Source organism: Arthrobacter sp. NPDC055138 (assembly GCF_053607305.1).
Window position 1 is genome coordinate 282,564 of the sequence record NZ_JBSGTH010000001.1, and the last position, 20,347, is coordinate 302,910.

The window sequence follows — 20,347 nt, forward strand, 5'->3', positions numbered from 1 at the left end:
ATATCCTCTTTCGTCGGACGAACCAGTGGGAACTGCTTTCCTCACCGAGTCTAGTGGCGCGGCCAGCGCCGGAGAGCGCCGCTGCTTCAACCATTGCGTGCGGCTTCGGGGGCCAGCCCGTGATTTTCGGCGTACTACGGGGACTCCATGGTGGACCCCGGCGGCATCCCCGCTCCGAAGACCGGTCCGACGTCGGGCCGTTTTGCCGGCCGTCGTTCCTCTTCCGAAAAACGATGTTTCAGGTGCCGAAGGACCCAAGGGGCCAGATGCTGACGAGCCCAAACAAGGTCGTCTGTCCTGGCCTCGCGCCACCTGCGCTCGGGCAGGTCCTTGAGCGTCATCGGCTGAAGCGCGTGGGGGACGTTGAGCGTATCCAGCACCATCATGGCGATCGTGTGGTGGCCCAGCGGCGAGAAGTGCAGCCGATCAGAATCCCACGTCAGTGGGTGTGTGAGCTCTCGCAGCGCCCAAAGATCGGCGATCAGAGCATCATGGCGGGCCGCGATAGTACGCATGTTTTCATTGAAGATAGCCACCTTCCCTCGGGTCCGCCCCAGCACCGGGTTCGCACCCCAGTCCGGCCCGGTGAAGAGCACCACCGTTGCGCCCGTCGATGCCAGCAGTTCAACTCCTGCATCCATCCTGACGGCGAGTTTATCCGGATCGCTGTTGCGAAAGATCAGGTCATTTCCCCCGGCGTTGAGGGTGATGAGATCGGGTTTCAGGGCCAGCGCAGGGGCAATCTGCTGATCCAGGATCTGCCGCAGCAACAGCCCCCGCACCGCCAGATTCCCGTAGGCGAAGTCCTCGTGGCGGATGCTCAGCTCCTCCGCTACCCGGTCCGCCCAGCCCCGCAGGCCTCCGGGATTCTGCGGTTCCGGATCCCCTAGCCCCTCGGTGAAAGAATCGCCCAGCGCTATATAGCGGCTCCACGGGTGCAGAGTGCTCCCGTCCCCAACAGTGAAATTCTGCCGCGGACCGCCGACGCTGGAAGCGTTCATTACCCCATACTGCTCCCCGGGAACCGCGGGCGCCATCATCTGTCGCCTGCGGTTGCAGCCAAGCTATGCACCGCACGCTTATGATCCGACAGCCAGTTCCACGGCTTCAGGCCCGCCCCTGCCCATCAGGCAGGAGCCCTGGGGTGGACCGCCGGCATCCCTCTTGCAGGGCAACATTAGGCGCTTGATTGACCATCCGCACGAGGATCCGGAAGATCCCGCACCCAGGGATCCCGCGAGTCCCCGTTCGGCTCGACGCAGGCAATGCCTATCCGCGCTTCACTGTTCCGTGGCCGGGCTCAGATATCCAATACCAGGCGCCTGCCCTTGCAGCGCGAGACGCAGATCATCATGGTGTCCCCGGCCGCGCGCTCCTCGTCCGAGAGCAGGCTGTCCCGGTGATCGGGCTCGCCGGAAATGACCGGGGTCTCACAGGTGCCGCAGATGCCCTCGCGGCAGGAGTTCAGCACCGGAATGCCGATGTCCATCAGGGCCTGCAGGATGGTGGTACCGGCAGGGACGCTGACCTCGGTGCCGTCAGCCGTCTCGACCACGAATTCGGTGTCTGCTCCCGCCTCCGCCTGCACGGCGGCGGGATCGGCGGCAAAGCGCTCGAAGTGGTACCTGCCCGGATCCGTCCACTCTGCGGTGAGCTTTTCGAGCGCGCCCAGCAGCGGGCCGGGTCCGCACGCATAGACATGTGCGGCGGAATCGAGCCCGGCCAACAGCGGTCCGAGCGGGAAGATGCCGGACTCGTCGTCGGCGTGAAAGTGGACGCGCTGGCCGTAAGCGGCCAGTTCGTCCTGGAAGGCCATCGAGGTGCGGCTGCGGCCGAGGTAGACCAGCGTCCAGTCAGTACCGGCGGCCTCGGCCTGCCGGACCATGGGCAGAAGTGGCGTGATTCCGATGCCGCCCGCGATGAACAGGTAGCTGCCGGCCGGCTGCAGGGCGAAGTTGTTCCGCGGGCCACGCACCTGAAGCTTGGTGCCGGACCGTAACTCGTCATGGATCCAGGCCGAGCCTCCGCGTCCGGCCGGTTCGCGCAGCACCCCCAGGCGCCAGAAGTCTTCGTCCGGCCGGGAGCACAGAGAATATTGCCGCAGCAGCCCGTTGGGTAGCAGCACGTCCACGTGAGCGCCGGCCTGCCAGTCGGGCAATGCCTCGCCGCAGGGATGCTGAAGGCGCAATGCCACTACGGCGTCGGACGCGGGCTCGATCCCGGTGACCTCGACGTCGAAGAAGCCGTCGTGCGGTGCGGTGTCCATCCAGGTTTCTCCTTGATATTGTGCCCGGCGGATGCCGGCGGCAGGGGTCAGTGTGTAGCGGGTGCTGACATCTGTGTGGTGAGGCCGGGGACGGAGTCGACGGCGGCGAGCACCGCCGCCGACGCCTCCCTGCCGGCGAGAGTGACGCGCACGCCGGCGCCGTCGAAGGCCCGCACGGACACGGACCGTTGTAGGCAGGCCGCCTCGAGTTCGCGGGCACGGGCGCCGGCGGGGATCCACACGAAGTTTCCGCCGCTGCCGGGGACGGGGATGCCGCGCCCGCGCAACTGGGCGGTCAGATGGTCCCGTTCGGCCACGATGTCCGCCACCGTCCGGGCAGTGCGCTCGGGTTCGGACCAGGCGGCGACGGCGGCTGCCTCCGCGACCCGGCTGAGCGGGAACGGCAGGGCTGCGCGCCGGAGCATCGTGGTGATCTCCTCGGATGCTGCCAGGTAGCCCGCGCGGAGCCCAGCCAGTCCGTAGGCCTTGGAGAAGGTGCGCAGGACAGCCAGGTTGGGGAAGTCAGCCAGCAGTGCCACGGAGTCGTGTTCCGGGAGGCGGAATTCACGGTAGGCCTCGTCCAGAATGACCAGCACATGCGGCGGCACCTGGTGCAGGAACTGCAGCATTTCGGCATCGGTGACGGTGGTGCCAGTGGGGTTGTTGGGGCTGCACACGATCACTGCCCGGGTCGCGGGGCCGATCGCGGCGGCCATGGCATCCAGGTCATGCCGGGCCTGGGCGTCGAGCGGGATCTCGACCGTTGCTGCTCCGGCGACCCCGGCGAGGATGGGGTACGCCTCGTAGCTGCGCCAGGCATAGACGACCTCGTCGCCCGGGCCGGTGTACGTGGACAGTAGCAGCTGCAACAGGGCCAGTGAACCCGCCCCAGCCAGCACCTGATCGGGATCGAGGCCCAGCCGGGCGGCGATCGCGGCGACTAGATCGTCTCCGGCCAGGCTCGGGTATCGGTTGGCCGCAGCTCCGGCGGCGGCGATTGCTGCCAGCACCGCCGGCGAGGGCGGCACCGGGGACTCGTTGGAGGAGGCGATCCAGCGCGCCGTCGACTTGCCGGCGGACCGGGAGTAGCCCGGCAGTGCGGCGATGCCCGGACGCGGCGCCGGGGCGGCTGAGACCTCCGGCCGCCCGACGGCGGGGCGGTCACTGCCCGTGGGTACGCTCATGATGTTCCTTCCTCGGGTCATGGCCGGGCCGGGAAGCCTCCGGAATCTGGGGCGCGGCGGGCCCGGCTCCGTGGTCGAGCAGTTGCGGGCCGCGCCGGCGCAGTTCGGCGGTGCTGGCGACGCCCAGCAGTGACAGGGTGCGCCGGAATTGGCCCACCAGCAGCTCGGCCAGGCGGACGACGCCGGGTTCGCCGGCGGCGGCCAGCGCCCACAGGTAGGGCCGTCCGACCATGGCCAGGTCGGCGCCCAACGCTATTGCCGTTGCGATGTCGGCACCGTGGCGGATGCCGGAGTCCACCACGACGGCGAAGTCTTCGCCGACGGTTTGCCGGACCGGGGCGATCAGCTCGACCGGGGCCACCGTCCGGTCCAGCTGCCGGCCGCCGTGGTTGGACAGATGCACGCCGTCCACGCCCAGCTCGCGGGCCCGGATGGCGTCGGCCGGACCCACGGGCCCCTTCAGTAGCAGTTTGCCGGGCCAGGCCGCGCGCAGCTCGGCCAGGTCGGCCCAGGTCACTGCGGGGTCAAACTGGGAGCCGATGTTCTCGATCGTGTACCCGGATCCGGCCGGGCCGTCGGAGAGGTTGGCGAATTCCAGCCCGGGGGCGCGCAGCATCTTCGTCCAGTATCCGGGCTTGGCCCCGATGTCCAGCAGGCTGCTGGCGGTGAGCCGGGGCGGGATGGTAAACCCGTTGCGCACGTCCCGCAGCCGGTTGCCGGAAACCGCGGTGTCCACTGCCACTTCCAAAACACGGTAGCCGGAGTCGGCCGCCTGGCGGACCAAGTCGAACGTCTTGGCGCGGTCCTTCCATACATAGAGCTGGAACCAGAGGTCGGCCTCCGGGCCCGCTTCCAGGTCGTCGAGTGCGGTGGTGGCCATGGTGGAGAGTACATAAGGCAGGCCGGCCCCGGCGGCGGCGCGGGCCACGGCGGGTTCCCCGTCCGGGCTGATCATCCGGGTGTAGCCGGTAGGGGCGAAACCCAGCGGTGCGGCAGCGGGCCGGCCCAGCACGGAAACCGCGGTGTCCGGGGCGCTCACGTCCGCCAGCACGATCGGAGTGAACCGGCGACGGGCGAAGGCCTCGGTATTCCCGGCCAGGCTGTGCTCGGAGTCGGCCCCGCCGTCGATGTAGTCAAGCACTGAGCCTGGCAGCCGGCGGGCGGCGAGCCGCCGCAGGTCCTCGACGGTGTGGCAGCGGGCCAAGGCCCGCTCGCTACGGGAGCCCTGCGGAACCCTGAACGAGACCAGGCCCAGGGCCTCGGTCAGCCTCATGGCAGCACCTTTCCCTGGTCCATGATGTTGCTGTGCACCGCGGCACCGGGCCGGGCGCCAGGTCCGGTGCCGCGGTGAGGGCCCGGCACGGCCTCGGACCGCGAGGGGGCCTCGCTCATGCCAGCACCTTGGACAGGAACGCCCGCGTTCGGGCCTCCCGCGGGTCCTCCAGAACCTGACGGGGCTCGCCGCTTTCGACCAGGCAGCCGTCCGCCATGAAGTGCACCACGTCCCCGACCTCCTTGGCGAAGCCCATCTCGTGGGTCACCACGATCATGGTCATCCCCGAGGTCGCCAGCTGCACCATCACCTCCAGCACTTCGCCGACCAGTTCCGGGTCCAGAGCCGAAGTCGGTTCATCGAAGAGCATGACAGAGGGCTTCAGCGCCAGCGCGCGGGCGATGGCCACCCGCTGCTGCTGGCCGCCGGAGAGCTGACCCGGGTAGTGGTTGCGCTTCTCCGCCAGCCCCACCCGTTCCAGCAGGGCCATGCCCTCCTCGACGGCCTCGGCCTTGGACCGGCGCTGGACGATGGTGGGTCCCTCAATCACGTTCTCCAGCGCGGTACGGTGCGGGAATAGGTTGAATTGCTGGAACACCATGCCCACCGACGCCCGCTGACGCGAGGTCTCGTGCTCTTTCATTTCGCGCAGCCGGTTGCCAACGCGGCGGTAGCCGATCCGTTCGCCGTGCACCCACAGCTGGCCGCCGTCGATCTTCTCCAGATGGTTGATACAGCGCAGGAACGTGCTCTTGCCCGAACCGGAGGGACCGAGCAGGCATGCAACCTGGCCAGCCTGGACGTCCAGGCTGATGCCCTTGAGTACCTCGACCTGGCCGAAGGACTTACGCACCCCTTGGGCGCTGACGATCGGATCATTCATTTCAGAGTCTCCAGTTCGACGGCGGGGGAGGCCACGGCCGGCACTGGTCCGGCCGGCTCGGTATGGCGGGCGCCCCTGGCGGGGCGGACCGGGGAAAACCCGCGCTCGAAGTGGCGTTCGACGTAGTACTGGCCGACGGAGAGCACCGCCGTGACGGCCAGGTACCAGATGGCAGCCACGATCAGTAGCGGGATGGTCTGGAAGGTGCGCGAGTAGATGATCGAGACAGAAGTCAGCAGCTCGCTGTAGCCGATGACGATCACCAGCGAGGTGTACTTGAGCATGCCGATGGTTTCATTGCCGGTGGGCGGGATGATCACCCGCATGGCCTGGGGCAGCACCACCCGGCGCATGGTCTGGGTGCGGGACATGCCGATGGCCTTGGCGGCCTCGGTCTGGCCCTGGGAGATGGCGCGGATGCCGGAGCGGACAATTTCGCCCATGTACGCGCCTTCGTTCAGGGCCAGCCCAAGCAGTGCGGCGGTAAAGGGCGAGATGACGGAGTTCGTGTCGATCTCGAAGAAGCTGGGACCGAACGGGATTCCGACCACGATCTTGGGTACCAGCGCGGCCATGAAGAACCAGAACAGCAGTTGGACCATCAGAGGCGTGCCGCGGAAGAACCAGGAATAGGCCCAAGCCGCGTAGGACAGGATCGGATTCGCCGAGAGTCGACAGACGGCGACGGCGACGCCCAGCAGGATGCCGATGGCCATGGACACCGCGGTGAGCAGCAGGGTCTTGCCCAGTCCGGCAAGCACCGGCGGGGCGAACAGGTACTGGCCGACGACGTCCCACTGGAAACGTTCGTTCGTGACCATCGAATACGCCACCAGCGCGGCGCTGGCCAGGACCAGCCCTGCCGCCACCCAGCGGCCGGTGTACCGGGCGGGCAGCACGGGCAGGTCCTCATCCCGCCCGCCCGGTTTGGTCCCGGTCACTCGGTGACCCCGTTGATCGGGAACTCGTCCATGGCGTGGTCGGCCAGCTCGTACTTGGCCAGGATCTTCCCGTAGCTGCCGTCGTCCTTGAGCGTGCCCAGCGCCTTCTGCACGGCCTCGGTCAGCTGCTTGCTGTCCTTGGGGAAGACGATGCCGAAGGCCAAGTCTTGGTAGCGCGGTCCCTGAACCAGCTGACCGTTGCTTTCGGCGGCAATCACCGACCCGGAGGTGGAATCCACCAGGAAGGCGTCCACGCGCCCGCTCTGTACGGCCAGCACAGCCTGGTTCTGGCCGGCAAAGATGATGACCTGCAGCGGCTCCTTGCCCGCTGCTTTGCACTCCTCAGACTGTTCGGCAGCGTCGGCGTCCTCGGTGGTGCCCTTGACGATACCGACCGACTTGCCGCACAGATCGTCGAGTGTCTTGATGCTCTCGGCATCGGCGGTGGCTGTCATGATGCCGCCTCCGGCGGAGAAGTAGTCGACGAAGTCCACCTGCTTCTGCCGCTCCACGGTGTCGGACATTGCGGACATAGCCATGTCGTAGCGGGCCGAGACCAGACCCGGGATGATCGCGTCGAAGGCGATGTTGTTGAATTCGAGCGTGACGCCCAGCTGTTTCTCCAGCTCGTCGGCGATCTCGCGGTCGATGCCGACGATGGTGGTTCCGTCGGTGTCGAAGGACTCGAACGGGGGGTACTCGACGTTGCTGGCGACGTTGATCTTCCCGGCCTTCTGGATGGCTTCGGGCAGTTCACCGAACAGGGGCGCCTTTGCCCCCGCGGCCGATGCCGGCGTGGCTGCCCCGGTCCCGCCGCTGCCGGCGTCGGCGCTGCCGGCACAGCCGGCCAGGGCGAGTGCCGCGGACAGCCCCAGGGCGGCCAGAATGGGCTTACGTGGGGAGACTGTCGAAAATACCATTTTCCTACACTCCTGAATAATTGTTCGGTCTACGGAAAATCGATGGAATATATTCGGAAACCGCCTTTGGTAATTCCGGTTTCCCTCACAGCATAAAGAGAAGGTGGATCCTGATACAAGACCTTTTGCCAGTTCAATAAACCGGTGGGCCCACATGGCAAAACGCGTGCCAATCAAGCAAATGTTCGTGTTTTGGGCGCAACAAAACTATTGCAGTAAAAAGGTGGCAAAACGCCTTGGAATTATCGCTTATAAATCCAAATCAGTGACGGAATTTGATGCCGAGCGGAAGGGAAATGTTGGGCGGTTCTTGTTTTCCGAAAAGCGCCGGGCGCCGGCGCTGAATTCCCACCACCGGAGCGTGCAGCATCGCCGCCTAGGCCGCGCCGGACAGCACCTCGTTGACGGCGGTGACCACGGCGCCGCCGTGGACGAGATCGCGGGCCGTGCGCACCCGCGGGTACATCACCACGTCCTTGCGGATATGGCCGACAGCCCGGCCGTCAGCCGACCTGGACGAACGCACCATCTCCAGCACCGCCCGGCTGGTCGGTGCCAGGGTGGCGGAGGCGGTCTCAGGCTTGGCCAGCCGTAGTTCCAGGGCCTGGCAGGCCATGAGCAATTCGATCCCCACCACTGTCTCGATGTTCGCCACGACCTGCCGGGCATGCCTGCCGGCGTTGTTGGCCATGGAGACATGGTCCTCCTGATTGGCGCAGGTGGGGATCGAGTCCACACTGTCCGGGTGCGAGAGCGTCTTCGAGTCCGAGACCAGAGCCGCGGCCAGGTACTGAGGGAGCATGTAGCCGCAGTCCATGCCCGTCTGCTCGCTGTCGATCAGCATGTCCGGTAGACCTCGGTTGAGGGTGCCGTCGTCGAGCCGGAAGAGCCGGCGCTCGGTGATATTCCCGATCTCGGTGACCACGATGGAGATGAAGTCCGCGGCGAAGGCCACGTATTCGGCATGGAAGTTCCCGCCGGAGACGGCCTTCAGGGAGCGGCTGGAGGGCAGCGATGGGAAGATCAGCGGATTGTCGGTGGCTGCGTTGATTTCGTTGCCGATGATCCCGGCGGCGAACTCCAAAGTGTCCTTCACCGCGCCGAAGACCTGCGGCACGCAGCGCAGCGAATACGCGTCCTGGGGCGGTTGGCGCACCGGGTCCGTCTCTGCGCTGCCGTCGATCAGGGAGCTGCCGGCCAGCAGTTCCCGGATCCGGGCGGCCACCTCGATTTGGCCCTTCTGGCCGCGGGCTTCATGCAGTTCGGCGATGAAGGCGTCGCCAAAGCCCATCAGCGCCTCGATGGTCATGGCGGCGGTGACCTGGGCGGTCTCCAGCAAGTTCTGCGCGTCGAACAGGGCCAGGGCCGCCTGGGCGCAGGAGAAGGAGGTGCCGTTGAGCAGTGCCAAGCCGTCCTTTGCGCCAAGCGGCAGCCGGTCGAGGCCGGCGGCGGCCATCGCGGTTTTGCCGCTGACCACGGCGCCGTCCAGAAAAGCCTCGCCGGAGTCCAGTTCCTCGTCCTCGCCGGTGTGCGAACGGGTCATCACAATGGCCACGTGCGCCAACGGGATCAAGTCACCCGAGGCGCCCAGCGAGCCGTACTCTGGGATGGCAGGGCAAACACCCCGGTTGAGCATCTCGGCCAGGGTGGTGACGATTTCCGCCCGGATGCCGGAGTGCCCTTGGATCAGGCTCACGATCCGGATGAACATGGTTGCCCGCACCACTTCCTCGTCCACGTACCGGCCAACGCCGGCGGCGTTCGATAGGACCAGCCGGCGGGAAAGTTCCGCGGCGTCGGAAGCATCGTCGAAGGCCCTGCGTCCGGCGAGGGAACCGAAACCGGTATTGATGCTGTAGATCGGCGCCGTCGGATGGCCGGCTTCCATCTGCTCCACGAACGCTCCGAGCCAGGCCCGGCTCGGTTCCATCCGGGCCAGCACCTCGTCGGAAATCTCCACCGGCCGGCGGAACCGCGCCACCTGGATCATGTCCTCGAGCGTAGTGCGGGCAATCCCCACCACGACGGGGGCTTCAGTGACGGTCTGGGTGTTCATCGGCGATCTCCCTGGTTGATTGGAAACTGGTGGTGGACTCGAGCGATTCGGTCAGGTTTCGGGCGGCCTGGTCGAGGGCCTTGAGCGCGGAACTGATCCAAGCTGTGGTTCCGCAGCGGCTTTCGGGCCCGGCGACGTTGAGCGAACAGACCACCTCGCCGCGGCAGAAGACCGGCACGGCCACGGAAACCGAGCCCGAATCCAGTTCACCGCGTGAGACCGCACGTCCCGCGGTACGGATCTGCGGCAGGACCGCCTGTACCTGCTCGGCCGTCGGGGTGTTGTCCGTGAACCGCGGCAGCTGGCGGTCCAGCACCTGGCGGACGACGTCCGGCGGCGCCCAAGCCAACAGGATCCGCTGCCCGGCCCCGGCATGCAGCGGCAGCATTTCGTTGATAGCGAAGGTGTATTTGAGCGATTTGTCTGGCTCGACCCGACGCAGGCACATGGCCTGGGTACCCACCCGAATAATCAGGACGGCGGTCTCGCCAACGGCGTCAACCACACCTTTGAGCACCGCGGTGCCCACCTCGGCCAGGTGCGACTGCACGTGGCGCCGGCCGGTGAGTTCCAGCAGGGCCCGCCCGGGCCCGTAGCGGCCGCCGTCTTCTTGGACGAAGCCGCGGTCCTTGAGCGTTTTGAAGTACCGGTAGGCGGTGCTTTGCGGGATACCCAGTTTGGTAGCCACCGTGTCAATGGTGGCATCGCCGTCGGCGGCGACCTCGGCCAGGATGGCCAGCCCGCGCTCGAATGATGTCAACCCAGCCTCCTCACAGCTCTTCCGGCACCCAGGGCACTCCAGAGATGCTCCACTGAAGCCGGCCCACCGGCAATCGTCATTCTCGCACTGTGAGAATGGTATTCAGCGCCAGTCTCAAAACACCGCTACGTTGAGGCCATTCCCCGCCGCAACGCTAAGGAGGCCCACATGACAACCGTCCTGCCGGTGACAGCAGCCCCCGTTATTTCCGACGATCCGTATTCCGACGTGAATCTGACCGACCCGTATCCGCTGTTCGAGCGGATGCGCCAAGCCGGGCCTGGAGTGTGGCTGGACAAGTACGGCGTACCGGCATTCACCCGTTTCGGTGCTTGTAAGGACATCCTCGACGACTACGCCACCTTTATATCCGGCGCGGGCGCGGGGCCGAAAAACCTGCACCACGAACCGTCCTGGCGTCCGCAGGGCATCATGGAATCCGACCCGCCCCTCCACACTGCCATGCGCCAGACGATGGCCGGTGTGATTTCACCCAAGGGAACCCGCGCTCTGCGCGGGCAGTTCCAGGAGTTCGCGGACGAGCTGGTGGAGCAGGTGCTGCAACTACGTGAGTTCGACGCCGTGGCCGACTTCGCCCAGGTCTTCCCGCTGCGGGTGTTTGGCGATGCGGTGGGGATTCCCCGCGCGGGGCGAGCCGAGAACCTGCTCGCGCTCGGGGCGATGAACTTCAGCACTTTCGGCCCGGACGACGCACGGTCCAAGGAGTTTTTCCGTCAGGGCGCCGGAACTAATGACTGGGCTATGGCCAACACGGCCCGGGAGCGCCTGGCCGAGGGAAGCCTGGGGGCACAGATCTGGGACTACGCCGACCGCGGCGAGGTCACCGAAGCCCAGGCTGCGCTGCTCGTGCGGGCCATGCTTTCGGCGGGGCTGGATACCACCATCTTTTCGATCGGCAACACGCTGGCGGCGCTGGCACAGCATCCGGGGGAGTGGGCCAAGGTGCACGAGAATCCCCGGTTGACCAAGTTCGCCATCGACGAGGCCTTCCGGTACGAGTCCCCCTTCCAGTCCTTCTTCCGCACCACTAGCCGCGATACCGTCCTCCACGGCATCGAACTGGCGGCCGACACCAAAGTGGCGGTCTTCGTCGGCGCGGCCAACCGCGATCCGGACCACTGGGGGCCCGATGCCCACCAGTACCGGATTGACCGGCAGGCCGGCGGCCACCTGGGGTTTGGCATGGGGATCCACCAATGCGTGGGCCAGCCCATCTCCCGGCTGGAAATGGACGTGCTGCTGACCACTTTGGCCCGGCGCGTGAAGGCCATCGAGTTCACCGCCGAACCGGTGCCTTTCCTGCACAACACGCTGCGAGGCTGGCAATCCATTCCGGTGCGCCTCATTCCGGCCTAGCAGGGTGGCCGCGGCGAGGGCTCGCCACGAAGCAGCCACGGGACGACATGCGCCGTCATCGGCGTTAGGTCATCCGAGGTTGCTCCCCGGGGATACCTGTCGCGCGCGGAACCGTTTCTCCAGGCAAGCCGCGGATTGGGGCAATCTGGCGGCGGGCGGGGGTGCCGCCGCCACAAGTCTCGCGATCCGGCTGAATCGCTGGCGCGAGTGTCTGGTTAGGCCGGGAAGGCGGTTGCGGCAGGTGCCGGCGGCTGGTTCACTTTTGATCGCGTGGAACGCACCCCGACGGTGAGCAAATAGAAGACCATCCAGATTTCGGCGACCGCGGGGACTATACCCAGGAAGATGTGGATCTGGGCGGCCAGTTCCGGAAGCAGGAACGCCACGAGAACATCCGTGAGGTAGCTGGCCGTCGCGACAATCAGGATGATTCCAAGTGGCTTCGGGAAGAGGCGTGACTTGTAGGCGAGGTATCCCAGGGGTGCCAGCCAGAGGCCGAAGAAGACTTGAGCGGCGAGTACGGTGTAGTGCTGGATGTCTAGCAGGAGCAGCACAAGCGCCTGGGATCCGGCGACCCCGAATGCGCTCTCGTAGGTGCCGTCTGTTGCGACTTGCATCGCCACGAATGTGAAGACCGCGCTGATCGAGATGATGCCGGCGGCGATGATCACTGCCAACAGCATCAGGCGTCCGGCATGTTTACCTGCGTGCTTCAGGAGCAAGTAGAGGGTGGCAGCGGTGAGAAGGAAGAAGACCGCGTCCGTGAGGTGAGCGACGACGGCAATGCGCATGAGGCCTTCGTTCGCGGCGACGTTCGCTGCTGTCGCTGCGGCGTCACCTGCCACATACAGCGAAGGGTCGACGAAGCCCTCCGAAAAGCCTCCGGTGATGCCCACTGCGAGATAGAAGACGCCGGCTATTCGCGCAAGGCGTTTTATCGATGTGGGAGGTACTCCTGTTGGTTGCTCTGCGAAAACCCCGTTCGAGTGCTGCATGCTCTTCCTTCCTGACCGTTTTGATTTGTGTGACGAGCCCGTCATGCGTACAATGTACACATTATTGCGTATGCTGTACACATCCAAACGTAAGTATTTTCTTTGCACCCATTGAAGGAGCAATCCTGATGCCTTCTCCGCCGGCACCGAACTTGGAGCCACGCCTCGCTCTCACCAGGCAGCGAATAGTCGATGCTGCCATTGAGCATGCCGACAAGGCCGGCCTGGAAGCACTCACCATGCGCGCGGTTGCGGGCCTGCTGAAGTCGGCGCCGATGGCCCTCTACCGACACGTGGCGAACCGCGATGACCTCATCGATGCGATGATCGACGTCGTTTTCAGCGAGATCGCGTTGCCGCTGGGTGGCGCCGACTGGAAGTCAGCCATGCGCGATCGCGGGATTTCCCTGCGCGACGTTCTCTCGCGTCACCGCTGGGCGATCGGCTTGATGGAATCGCGAAGGCACCCGGGGCCAGCCAACCTTCGACACCACGACGCAGTGATTGGGAAGCTGCGGGCGGCCGGATTCGACGTTGCGATGGTTGCGCACGCATACTCTCTGCTCGACAGCTACATCTACGGCTATGCCACGACGACGATGAACTTCCCATTCAAAACCGAGGCCGAAATGGCCACCATGGCAGAGGACATGTTCGAGCCCTTCCCTGCCAAGGAATACCCGAATCTAGCTGAGTTCGTCACAGACCACGTGATGCAGCCCGGCTACGAACACGCGAATGAATTCGAATACGGCCTCAACTTGATTCTGGACAGCCTTGAGAGAGCACGTGATGCCGGCTGAGCGTCGCGACGAGTCGGGCCAGACACTTGACCAGGCTGAAGATGCCCTGCTCGACGCCATGCGTGCCAGCGACGTCGAAGCGCTCGACAAGCTGATCGGAGACGGCCTTCGTTTCACCCTGCCGGGTGGCTCCGTCATCGGTAAGCACGCAGATCTCGAAGCGCATCGAAGCGGAGCCACCCGATTCAGTCGAATCGAGGAAACCGAGCGGAAGACTGCGGAGTGCAGCGGCGGCGGCACGACGGAAACGATCGCCAGGACGGAACTGTCGGATAAAGGCCAGCCAATAGAAGCGATGCTGAGATGGCGGCGAACTTGGCAACTTATCGACCCGCTGGCAGATCGTCGAAGGATCGGTAACTCCACAGGGGTAGCTGTACACCTGCGGTCCTCGGCTCGCTCATGCACGTGGAAGCCGAGCTCCATGCGGCTCACCGCAACGAACATACGCGCTGTTATCGGCGTTTCCTGTCCGTTCTTGGGCAGGGTGGAACTGTCATTGTTTGGGACTGTGCATCAGCGGTTATAGTGCTGGACTAGGCGGCGGTAAGGGATGTCGAGGTGGACGACTTCTACAGGATCCCCTGCTAGAGAGGCTTCCTCCGCCTGTTGTGACAAGAGCGTTTCAACTTCTTGGCGGTCCAGATTGGCGAGCCGCCTTCTTTCCGTAGCACTCACATCGTTTGCCCAGGAATCGTGATCGGGCCAGAGAACTATGTACAAGCCGTATGCGGGCCGGATGTCCTGCAGGTAGTGCTTGACCAGTTGGTCATTTATTGCCGTCATGAGTTCGACATTCCAGGCGCCTTTCACTTCGACGACGACCCGGAACAGTGATGCCTGCGACTGGGCGTTGTCGAATGCTTCAATGCGCAGGTCGGTTCGTTCAGGTATGCCGCTAGGCCTGCTGCGGCGTACCTGAACCTCCCTATTGATAATCACGCCTTCGCCCTCGAGACGGTTGCGCAGGCGGTGCATCAGGTAGTCACTTATTTCATCTTCAGATTTGGGTCGCATAACGCGCGTGTCCCAGAGAAGGTGAGATTCCGGTGTTTCCCCTGTGAGCAGGTCCTGGACCGGGATGAGGGTTTCCTGTACCAGCGCGGCGAGTTGTTCCCGGCTATTCACAAGACGTGCGCGAGGGCTCCGTCCGAGCTGGCGCAGGTTGTCGATCGGGACCGGCTCCCATACCGTGTTCCGGCGTGACTTTCGGGCTTTGGAAAGCACCACCTTGCGCCAAGACTGCTCGGGGTGGGCATCGGCCATACGGCGTAAGATCTCACACGCGGCCGAGGTACCGGACGCAACGAGTGTGTCCAACAATTGTTGCCGCAATCGGCCTGCTAATTCTCGCGGGGAAACGGTGTGCGCTCCCTCTACATTGGGGTCTTCCTCGCTTGGGAATCGGGCGTCCATCCATTCATACAGGTAGGCCAACTGATCGTCGCAGAGATCGAAGCCGCTTCGGTGTCGGGAGTATGCGAGGTCGAGAATCGCTTGTTCGGCAATCTCAGGGGCATGATCCAATACTTCCCGGAGGGCCGGCCAAGAGTTTTTCCCGTCTCCTTGGAGGAGCAGGTTAAATGCCAGCGTCGCGCGGCGTGCGTCTTCAGCGATTGCGGACGGTTGAAGCCATGAGGTAAGGATTGATCGTGCAAGGCGGGGTGTGTGGGAGATCAGGAGGCCCGCAGTCGCGGCTTGAGTCTGGTCGGGTAGGCCCCTGGCCAGGAGCCCAGCAAGCTCTGCGGCGAGGTCGTCGTCCCAGACAAGGTCGGCCTCAGCATTGACGGAGAGCACCTGCCCTTCTCGTTCGGCGGTGGAGATCAACGCGGTAACGGCCTGCTGGAGTTCTGCCCGCGCATGGGGAAGGGCGTGCTGGATGAGCACCCGCTTGTCACTTTGGGAAGCTTCATCGTAGGTGAACCTCCAAAAGACCAGGGCCGGTGCCCACTTGCGCCAAATCTCCGGATTCAGGTTCTCCAGTTCGTGCGGGTGGGTTCGCAGCAGCAGGACGAACGCCCTGTAAGCGCCTGCCGCTGCTGGCGTCAATTGTCCTGGAGCTTCCCAGATTTCGGGTTCACCACAGGTGGCGATGTCAAGGTATTTCCGGGCACCCTCAGTGAACCGTTGGCAGGTCTGTTCTTCCATGGCTTGCCACCGCGGGTGCGCCATGGGGTCAGACTTATATTCCTCCCAGAACTTTCTGGTTCCGGGCCTGACTGTGATCAGGCGCAAAGCATGCGCATACGCCGGAGCATCGCCCTGCTCGAAGAGGTCGAGATTGTGCGCGATCCATTGGTCGACTTCATCGGATTGGGACACCTCGGCATCTGATTTCCTTCGACGGGGCAAGGTGAAGCTCTCCCACTGCTCCCGCTGGTGCGCCGCCTGGGGAGAGTTCAGATCGATGGATCCGCACCAGTGTTTTAAGGATCCTGTAACGAGAGGGTGGTCCTCCGGCAGTGATGCCAGGGTGTTCGCATGCTCCAAATTGTTTGGGTTAAAGAGGTGCACGATGAGGGTCTCCAGGGCCTCGGTCCCGGCTTCTCGTGACTGGTCTAGTTGGGTTATCAGCCAGGGAAGATCCTTGGGGTGGAGAATGTCTCCCTCCCCTTGGTGATCTACCAGGCCGATTAGCTCCTGGCTGTCGGCTTCCTCGATCAAGGCGAGGATTAGGGCGTGTCGACGGGCATCGGGCCACGGAGCTACCCGCTCTCCTCGCTCACCTCGGATCGGCCGGAACTGCTTCAATCGTCGTCGCACGGCGGTGAGGGCCGCGGTGCGCGCGGCTGGCTGCTCCAAATGGTCGGAACACAAGGCAAGGCATGCGTCTTTCAGTTCCGCATGGAATTCGGAATCGGCGAAAGGGCGGTTGAGCCATCGAGCCGCCGCCTCAACCTCGTTCGGCCCTAAGGCCTTGGAAATCTGTGTAACGACCAGCGCGTAGTGGCCTATGAACCATGGTTTTGGCGGAACACTGATGTGATCCAAAGCCTCAGACGTCGACAGGACTTGTGGCCAAGATGCTTCCAGGATGGCTCCGCGCAACTCTCTGTTGCTGTCGTCTCCCAAAAGGTCCGGGCTCTCCAGGAGGTCCGCTAGCTCGTTCCCCTGCCAGTCAAGGCCGATCAGGGCGAGGATGCAGCGGTAGCGGAGGTGCTCGGGTTCCCGGGGGTGCAACGCAATGGTGAGCAGGTCGTTGGTGAGTTCGACAGCGTGCCCGTCTACGGCGAGTTGCACGGCCAGGTCCCGCGCGGTGTCGGCGCCCTCAAGAAGATAAGGACGTAGTTGGTCGGCCAGGCTGGCATGCCGAAGATTCTCATAAGTAACCCCCCACTCGCGAATGAGGGCGCCTGCTGAGGCTTCCTTCAGCAGGCCGTCGACGACGGCCTGCCGTAAAGCGTCATCAGGGACATCTATTTCAGTGGCAATTCCTTCGGGGTCGGTGTGGGCGATCCAGGCGTAGGCCGACGGCGACATGGAGACAAGCCACGCAGCCACGCGGCGAAGCCTCGGGACCACTTTGCCGTCATCAGCGAGCAGCATCGATTGCACCTGTTGCCGAACGAGATGATGGACCAGGCACCATTGAGCCGCGAGGAACTCGGGAAATGTCGCATGTGACCACACGAGGCGTTCTGCCCCTGCTCCGTGGAACAGGGATGACCTCACAAGGTCAGCCATCACTGTGGGTGTCATGGCCGGAAGTGCCCCAGCCGCAAAGGTGAAAAGTTCGTTCGTGGATAAGTCGCCTGCGGGACTCTCCGCCGAATGCCCGGTCCACAGCCCTTGTCGGCCGGAGAAGACCATCGCAGCAGCTGCCTCGGTGCCTGCATCCAAGACAACGGAAGGGGGCGTCGATGATTCGGAGAATCCGGTGGTGCGCCGTCGGGGGCTCGCCTCCTCGCACATTGCCTGCAGTCCCTCCGCATATGCTTCCGCGCGGTCTTCTGGGATCCTGCCGTTCGTCTCATAGCTGCGGAGAAGAAGGCTCAGCGATAGCGGCAGTGCCGCCAGCGGAGCCAGCCCTCGGCGTTCAATACCTGCAACGAAGGTCTCCGCGTCCGGCAGATCAGCTGCGGCCGTGATGGCATCCCTTCGGCGGAAGGGCGCCAGCTCCACGATTGCTGCATCCGGCCACGTCTTTTTTGCCCACTGATCCAGAACTGGCGGCCATTCCGCCGAGCGACAGGCCACGCGGAACCACAACCGGTCCAAGGGCCACTCGTCAAGCAGGCTGGTCAGGACGGAGGCAAAATGCGGGATGCGCTGCTGGACCTCATCCAAGCCATCCAGCAAGAGGCACAGTTCGTCTCCGCCCTCAGTCCACGCGATGACCGCCGGTGATTCGGTCAGATTCCGCACGAGCCTGTCTTCAGACCCGTAGAGTCCCAGATCGACCTTGTGCAGGACGGCATTGACTTCGGCAGGAAGTAGCGGCTGGTGCTGCTCGATGTAGGAGGTCTTCCCTGCGCCCGGAGGGCCCAGCATAACCAGACACCGTGCGGCGGTGATGTCGGAGTAGGTAAGAAGGCCACGGCTGCTACCGGCGGCTCCCAACCAACTGCTCTCCAAATCCGGAAGGAATCCATCGATTTCCTGGAGGCCTGCTTCGCGCTGCAGCCAAAACCGGGTATGCACCATTCTTAGAGCCATCGATTTCCCTCCCCTCGAGAATCATCTGCCAAGTCGTGGTCAGCGCGGTGCAGGAACACCTTGCTATCTTCCCCCAGCTCATCGACGTCTCTCGACTGGTAAGGCTTATCTAGGCCTGTGACCTAGTGGATCACCGCTCGACTCCTGTTCATGCTTATGCAGAACCGCGGGCTTGCGAACTGAACTTGAGTGACGTGCCAGGTGCCCGAGGCCCACTACTTGTACTTGCAAACGGGTCTAGGCATGGGAACGCCCCGGGTCCGTTCGAGGACGGAATACCGGGGCGACCAAGTTATGCGCTCAGGTAACGGTAACGGCCCTTGTCCGCCAGAGGCTATCCTGAACTTGCTCCCTCATCGTATCGGAAAGGCCACGAAATTGCATCCCAATGGGTCTGCCTTCGCGCCGTGGGTGCAGGACTGGCTGACCATTGACCGATTCAAGACGTACCTTCGAGCCGGCGGAAACAATACCCAGCGAGCGTTTGACCTGTACCAATGGAACACAGCTGTTAACGCTGCCCTACTGCATGACTTTGCGCACCTTGAAGTCGCGCTTAGAAACGCCCTTCACCGCGAACTCAGTGCTTTGGTTCAGCCCGCACTTTCTTGGCTGGCTGCCCCAACCGCTCAAACCCTGTTCCCGGTCGCGATGACTACAAACAAAGCCGGCACCCCTTTCGATGCCAACGAATGGCTCCGTAACAGGCTCCGTGAATCTCGACAGAAATTTGGCTGTGATGAGTTCGCTCCTCAACTCAACCCGCTAATCGAGGGCCGGATCGTTGCAGACCTGACATTCGGGGCGTGGGTCGATCTTCTCGACACTCGCTTCGAGGGTACGCTTTGGACTCAAGCGCTGCACAAGGCCTTCTCCCAAGGGGTCGCCAGGCATGACGTACACTCGCGGCTTCGAACCCTCAACGGCGTCAGAAACCGACTAGCGCATCACGAGCCCAACCTGAAAAAAGCCAATAAGGCGCATCGTGACCTATTTTGGTTGCTAAGTGTCCTAGATCGCGATGTTCAATTGCATGTTCGCACCCACAGCACTGTCGCCGGGCTACTCGCTTCCAAGCCTTAATGCGCGGCATGGTTATAACTTCTGGGTAGTAAGTAGGCGACAGGGGGTGCCTCTAGGCGCGACCAGTGCCTTTGCGTCATTCATCCTGTAAGAGAGTGCCCACATTTCGAACCCCACACTCAGTCTCATCGGTCGCAAGCGGACCAGAGATGGTCGCCTATCGAGGTAGATAGAAAGTGGCATCTGGAACCATTGCACGCTGGCAAGAGGCCAGCCGGTCCTCGATGCGCCGTAGGATGAAGTAATGGTGGATACGCGGGTTGGGCTTTCAAGGGACATTGTCGAGCCTTGGGTAGCGGTCGCCCACTCCTCTAGGCTTCTAGAGGATGTCCTCTCACAAATCGGGGAGCCGATCAAGGGATCAAACTTTGAACAGATTAACGCTCTATATCCCTTTGAGAGGTCCTCGGATTGGTGCCGCGAGTTCCTGGTGGCAGGGATCGAGCACATGAAGCTCTGGGCCGACCATGCTGCACCACTCCGCTTCCATCCAGAAGCAGAAGTAATTCACACTTTCAGGCCCGTTCAGACACTTTCCCGGGCCGCCGTCGAATCTTCAGCCCATGCCGTTTGGGTTATGGATGGGGATACAGCACAAGAGTGTATCCGACGCCACCTTTGCTTGGTTTCTGACGACTTGGATCAGCAACGGAAGGCAGCACAGGCCGATCGCAAGAATCGACTCAAAGAAGCCCAAGCGATCGTCCTCGAACGAATGAAATTCGTTATCGGCGATACAGAAGTCATCCGTTTTCCGGGGTATATGGATATCGTCAAACGAGCTGTCGCAACGGTGGCTACGAAGGGAAGTGCAGATGCCGACTTGGCGGACCCAACAGTTGTCGAGAGGCTATGGAGAGCCTCGGCGGGCTCTGCGCATGGGAAGAGATGGCCCTCCCTGGAACTGCAACTGGTAAACCCGGGGCAGGAGATTGCGCCAGGTACCTTTGCAACCAGTCGAACGCCAGACCCGGTGGCAATAACCAAAATCTTGGAACTAGCGAACGCGGTAATCACTTATGGGGTTTTCAGGTTCGCAGATTACGCAGGATACGCACCTCAGCTGTCGACCATCATGGCCTCTGCACAGGCAAGACTGGCTGCAAAGATTCCTCGTCGGTCTGAAGCCCCCGGTTGAGTTGAGAATGAA

Annotated in this window: 17 protein-coding genes; 5 read left to right on the top strand and 12 right to left on the bottom strand. The window is 63.6% G+C overall.

The window, feature by feature from the left end; translation table 11 throughout:
- Positions 1–134 precede the first annotated feature (134 nt).
- The 10 genes from ACWF5H_RS01375 to ACWF5H_RS01420 form a co-directional block, all read right to left on the bottom strand.
- Complete coding sequence (locus tag ACWF5H_RS01375; RefSeq protein WP_452034328.1) at positions 135–1,001, bottom strand: SGNH/GDSL hydrolase family protein; 867 nt, start codon at positions 999–1,001, stop codon at positions 135–137.
- 299 nt (positions 1,002–1,300) lie between these two features.
- The gene (locus tag ACWF5H_RS01380; RefSeq protein ID WP_452034330.1) at positions 1,301–2,266 is read right to left on the bottom strand and encodes a PDR/VanB family oxidoreductase; all 966 of its coding nucleotides are present in this window, start codon (positions 2,264–2,266) and stop codon (positions 1,301–1,303) included.
- A gap of 47 nt (positions 2,267–2,313) precedes the next feature.
- The gene (locus tag ACWF5H_RS01385) at positions 2,314–3,450 is read right to left on the bottom strand and encodes a histidinol-phosphate transaminase (protein ID WP_452034332.1); all 1,137 of its coding nucleotides are present in this window, start codon (positions 3,448–3,450) and stop codon (positions 2,314–2,316) included.
- Positions 3,428–4,723, bottom strand: a complete 1,296-nt coding sequence (locus ACWF5H_RS01390) for an alpha-hydroxy acid oxidase (RefSeq protein WP_452034333.1) — start codon at positions 4,721–4,723, stop codon at positions 3,428–3,430. Before ACWF5H_RS01390 ends, ACWF5H_RS01385 begins: the two co-directional genes overlap by 23 nt.
- Complete coding sequence (locus tag ACWF5H_RS01395) at positions 4,720–4,842, bottom strand: hypothetical protein (protein ID WP_452034334.1); 123 nt, start codon at positions 4,840–4,842, stop codon at positions 4,720–4,722. The genes ACWF5H_RS01390 and ACWF5H_RS01395 overlap by 4 nt, the downstream gene beginning before the upstream one ends.
- Positions 4,839–5,606, bottom strand: coding sequence for an amino acid ABC transporter ATP-binding protein (locus ACWF5H_RS01400; protein WP_452034336.1), 768 nt, complete (start codon positions 5,604–5,606; stop codon positions 4,839–4,841). Before ACWF5H_RS01400 ends, ACWF5H_RS01395 begins: the two co-directional genes overlap by 4 nt.
- Entirely contained in the window at positions 5,603–6,547 is a 945-nt protein-coding gene (locus ACWF5H_RS01405) for an amino acid ABC transporter permease (RefSeq protein WP_452034338.1), read from the bottom strand. Before ACWF5H_RS01405 ends, ACWF5H_RS01400 begins: the two co-directional genes overlap by 4 nt.
- Positions 6,544–7,467, bottom strand: a complete 924-nt coding sequence (locus tag ACWF5H_RS01410; protein ID WP_452034339.1) for an ABC transporter substrate-binding protein — start codon at positions 7,465–7,467, stop codon at positions 6,544–6,546. Before ACWF5H_RS01410 ends, ACWF5H_RS01405 begins: the two co-directional genes overlap by 4 nt.
- A 376-nt stretch (positions 7,468–7,843) precedes the next feature.
- The gene (locus tag ACWF5H_RS01415) at positions 7,844–9,523 is read right to left on the bottom strand and encodes an HAL/PAL/TAL family ammonia-lyase (protein ID WP_452034340.1); all 1,680 of its coding nucleotides are present in this window, start codon (positions 9,521–9,523) and stop codon (positions 7,844–7,846) included.
- Positions 9,501–10,283, bottom strand: a complete 783-nt coding sequence (locus tag ACWF5H_RS01420; RefSeq protein WP_452034341.1) for an IclR family transcriptional regulator — start codon at positions 10,281–10,283, stop codon at positions 9,501–9,503. Before ACWF5H_RS01420 ends, ACWF5H_RS01415 begins: the two co-directional genes overlap by 23 nt.
- A 168-nt stretch (positions 10,284–10,451) precedes the next feature.
- Here ACWF5H_RS01420 and ACWF5H_RS01425 point away from each other — a divergent pair, with 168 nt between their 5' ends.
- Positions 10,452–11,660 (top strand): cytochrome P450, encoded by a 1,209-nt coding sequence (locus tag ACWF5H_RS01425; RefSeq protein WP_452034342.1) that lies wholly within the window; start codon positions 10,452–10,454, stop codon positions 11,658–11,660.
- Between the two features lie 215 nt (positions 11,661–11,875).
- Here ACWF5H_RS01425 and ACWF5H_RS01430 read toward each other — a convergent pair whose 3' ends face one another.
- Complete coding sequence (locus ACWF5H_RS01430) at positions 11,876–12,655, bottom strand: DUF4386 domain-containing protein (protein WP_452034343.1); 780 nt, start codon at positions 12,653–12,655, stop codon at positions 11,876–11,878.
- Between the two features lie 128 nt (positions 12,656–12,783).
- On the opposite strand from ACWF5H_RS01430, the gene ACWF5H_RS01435 reads away from it, so the two are divergent.
- Both ACWF5H_RS01435 and ACWF5H_RS01440 read left to right on the top strand, forming a co-directional pair.
- Positions 12,784–13,458, top strand: a complete 675-nt coding sequence (locus ACWF5H_RS01435; protein ID WP_452034344.1) for a TetR/AcrR family transcriptional regulator — start codon at positions 12,784–12,786, stop codon at positions 13,456–13,458.
- 58 nt (positions 13,459–13,516) lie between these two features.
- Positions 13,517–13,987: a nuclear transport factor 2 family protein gene (locus ACWF5H_RS01440; protein WP_452035309.1), complete on the top strand. Its 471-nt coding sequence runs from the start codon at positions 13,517–13,519 to the stop codon at positions 13,985–13,987.
- On the opposite strand, the gene ACWF5H_RS01445 is transcribed toward ACWF5H_RS01440, so the two are convergent.
- The gene (locus ACWF5H_RS01445; protein ID WP_452034346.1) at positions 13,975–18,102 is read right to left on the bottom strand and encodes a hypothetical protein; all 4,128 of its coding nucleotides are present in this window, start codon (positions 18,100–18,102) and stop codon (positions 13,975–13,977) included. The genes ACWF5H_RS01440 and ACWF5H_RS01445 overlap by 13 nt on opposite strands.
- Before the next feature lie 423 nt (positions 18,103–18,525).
- On the opposite strand from ACWF5H_RS01445, the gene ACWF5H_RS01450 reads away from it, so the two are divergent.
- Together ACWF5H_RS01450 and ACWF5H_RS01455 are read left to right on the top strand one after the other, a co-directional pair.
- The gene (locus ACWF5H_RS01450) at positions 18,526–19,197 is read left to right on the top strand and encodes an Abi family protein (RefSeq protein WP_452034348.1); all 672 of its coding nucleotides are present in this window, start codon (positions 18,526–18,528) and stop codon (positions 19,195–19,197) included.
- A 244-nt stretch (positions 19,198–19,441) separates the two neighbouring features.
- The gene (locus ACWF5H_RS01455) at positions 19,442–20,335 is read left to right on the top strand and encodes a hypothetical protein (protein WP_452034350.1); all 894 of its coding nucleotides are present in this window, start codon (positions 19,442–19,444) and stop codon (positions 20,333–20,335) included.
- The last annotated feature ends 12 nt before the right edge of the window (positions 20,336–20,347 follow it).

Excerpts from the sequence above, each read along its gene's own strand:
- ACWF5H_RS01375 (WP_452034328.1), bottom strand. The coding sequence starts at position 1,001 with ATGAACGCTTCCAGCGTCGGCGGTCCGCGGCAGAATTTCACTGTTGGG.
- ACWF5H_RS01380 (WP_452034330.1), bottom strand. The coding sequence starts at position 2,266 with ATGGACACCGCACCGCACGACGGCTTCTTCGACGTCGAGGTCACCGGG.
- ACWF5H_RS01385 (WP_452034332.1), bottom strand. The coding sequence starts at position 3,450 with ATGAGCGTACCCACGGGCAGTGACCGCCCCGCCGTCGGGCGGCCGGAG.
- ACWF5H_RS01390 (WP_452034333.1), bottom strand. The coding sequence starts at position 4,723 with ATGAGGCTGACCGAGGCCCTGGGCCTGGTCTCGTTCAGGGTTCCGCAG.
- ACWF5H_RS01395 (WP_452034334.1), bottom strand. The coding sequence starts at position 4,842 with ATGAGCGAGGCCCCCTCGCGGTCCGAGGCCGTGCCGGGCCCTCACCGC.
- ACWF5H_RS01400 (WP_452034336.1), bottom strand. The coding sequence starts at position 5,606 with ATGAATGATCCGATCGTCAGCGCCCAAGGGGTGCGTAAGTCCTTCGGC.
- ACWF5H_RS01410 (WP_452034339.1), bottom strand. The coding sequence starts at position 7,467 with ATGGTATTTTCGACAGTCTCCCCACGTAAGCCCATTCTGGCCGCCCTG.
- ACWF5H_RS01415 (WP_452034340.1), bottom strand. The coding sequence starts at position 9,523 with ATGAACACCCAGACCGTCACTGAAGCCCCCGTCGTGGTGGGGATTGCC.
- ACWF5H_RS01425 (WP_452034342.1), top strand. The coding sequence starts at position 10,452 with ATGACAACCGTCCTGCCGGTGACAGCAGCCCCCGTTATTTCCGACGAT.
- ACWF5H_RS01430 (WP_452034343.1), bottom strand. The coding sequence starts at position 12,655 with ATGCAGCACTCGAACGGGGTTTTCGCAGAGCAACCAACAGGAGTACCT.
- ACWF5H_RS01435 (WP_452034344.1), top strand. The coding sequence starts at position 12,784 with ATGCCTTCTCCGCCGGCACCGAACTTGGAGCCACGCCTCGCTCTCACC.
- ACWF5H_RS01440 (WP_452035309.1), top strand. The coding sequence starts at position 13,517 with ATGCGTGCCAGCGACGTCGAAGCGCTCGACAAGCTGATCGGAGACGGC.
- ACWF5H_RS01445 (WP_452034346.1), bottom strand. The coding sequence starts at position 18,102 with ATGGTGCATACCCGGTTTTGGCTGCAGCGCGAAGCAGGCCTCCAGGAA.
- ACWF5H_RS01455 (WP_452034350.1), top strand. The coding sequence starts at position 19,442 with ATGGTGGATACGCGGGTTGGGCTTTCAAGGGACATTGTCGAGCCTTGG.